At 59.9% G+C, this 1,184-nt stretch carries 2 protein-coding genes and 1 pseudogene; 2 read left to right on the forward strand and 1 reads right to left on the reverse strand.

Translation table 11 applies throughout. The features are described from left to right. Window positions 1–205: pseudogene (locus RCCGE510_RS35410) on the forward strand (hypothetical protein); the annotation flags it as partial. Window positions 206–258: 53 nt separating this feature from the next. After that, complete coding sequence (locus RCCGE510_RS32415) at window positions 259–615, forward strand: hypothetical protein (protein ID WP_007637729.1); 357 nt, start codon at window positions 259–261, stop codon at window positions 613–615. A 26-nt stretch (window positions 616–641) separates the two neighbouring features. On the opposite strand, the gene RCCGE510_RS32420 is transcribed toward RCCGE510_RS32415, so the two are convergent. Continuing rightward, window positions 642–1,142, reverse strand: coding sequence for a hypothetical protein (locus tag RCCGE510_RS32420; protein ID WP_240539736.1), 501 nt, complete (start codon window positions 1,140–1,142; stop codon window positions 642–644). Window positions 1,143–1,184 lie beyond the last annotated feature (42 nt).

Genomic DNA, 1,184 nt, shown 5'->3' on the forward strand with positions numbered 1-1,184 from the left:
CCGGACTAACGTTTATATGCCAGATGGGCTCCTGATTGCATCGGACACACAAAGCAAGACGCAACTCTTCCACTTCACGCCACCCGAGATAGCGTCGATTTTCGATGCATTTCTCGACGACCGGGTTCGATCTTCGACGGACGGGTACTTAGATAAGGACGGCAATATTCAGGGAACGCGCAAGGTATTCGCGACCAGGGATTAGTCGACCGCTATGTTGGCTGGAGGGCCGAGAGCCCTCGAACAAAAGGATCAACCGTGCCAGACCGTAAGCTTTCGCCATGCGCCCGTCAGACCGAGGCTGAGATCGAAAACTACTACCGCAATCAGCCCGAGGGTTCCCCGGCGGTCGTTCGCCGGACTCACGGCGGCATCCTGACCTACGAGATCACGACCTTCGGTTTGCGGCGGACGCGCTCCGGGCGGATCAACGCGGAAGGTGTCGGCGACTTCTACATGAAGTCCGGCAAAAACTGCTGGGAGCCCACGGGCCAGACCAGGCTGGTTGTCCCGACCGACGAGGTCCTGGCTTGGACCGCCCAAATCCCGCGTGGGCAGATGGGCGTCAGCATCTATGCGGACGAGCCATTCTGGAGGAAGGCTCCGAGCGCCTAGATAGGTCTGGGCAATGCGAGCCGCCGTCAGGCGGCCAACTGCCCATGCCGATCGAGCAGCCGCATCAAGATGGCGTTGGCGTGGGTGAAGTTTGTGAGCTGGCCCTGCAGCTGATAAGCCCACTTTTCGCCGTGGAACAGATTATTGCGAAAGCGCCAAACGATCATCAGCACAGTCAGCAGCCGATCCCGCGGGGCGTTGTTGCTGCCGTCGAGAACCGATCGGACGAGATCGGGCTGATCGGCGGGGCGCAGATGCAGATGTGCGAAGTGGTGCGTGAACGAGCCATTGGCAAAGTAGCGCTCCCGAAAATAGGCCAGTTCCGCGTCATATTGGTCTGCGTCGAGCGTGCCCGCGTTGCGCCACGCGTCTGCCTTGGCGCAGATCAGGTCGGCACGGGCAAAATTGCCCATGACCTGAGCTTCGAACAGGCTCCAGAGGAAAGTGAAGTTGAAGATCGCGGCGCGGTCCTCTTCAGGCAGCGCCTGGAACCCCGGTGCTCGTGCCAACAGCCATTGCATGCTCATGTTATCCCCCTTCGTTGTTGGTCTTGAGGCTAATCACCCCTC

The organism is Rhizobium sp. CCGE 510 (genome assembly GCF_000292525.1).
In the GTDB taxonomy this organism is placed as follows: Bacteria; Pseudomonadota; Alphaproteobacteria; order Rhizobiales; family Rhizobiaceae; genus Rhizobium.

Excerpts from the sequence above, each read along its gene's own strand:
- RCCGE510_RS32420 (WP_240539736.1), bottom strand. The coding sequence starts at position 1,142 with ATGAGCATGCAATGGCTGTTGGCACGAGCACCGGGGTTCCAGGCGCTG.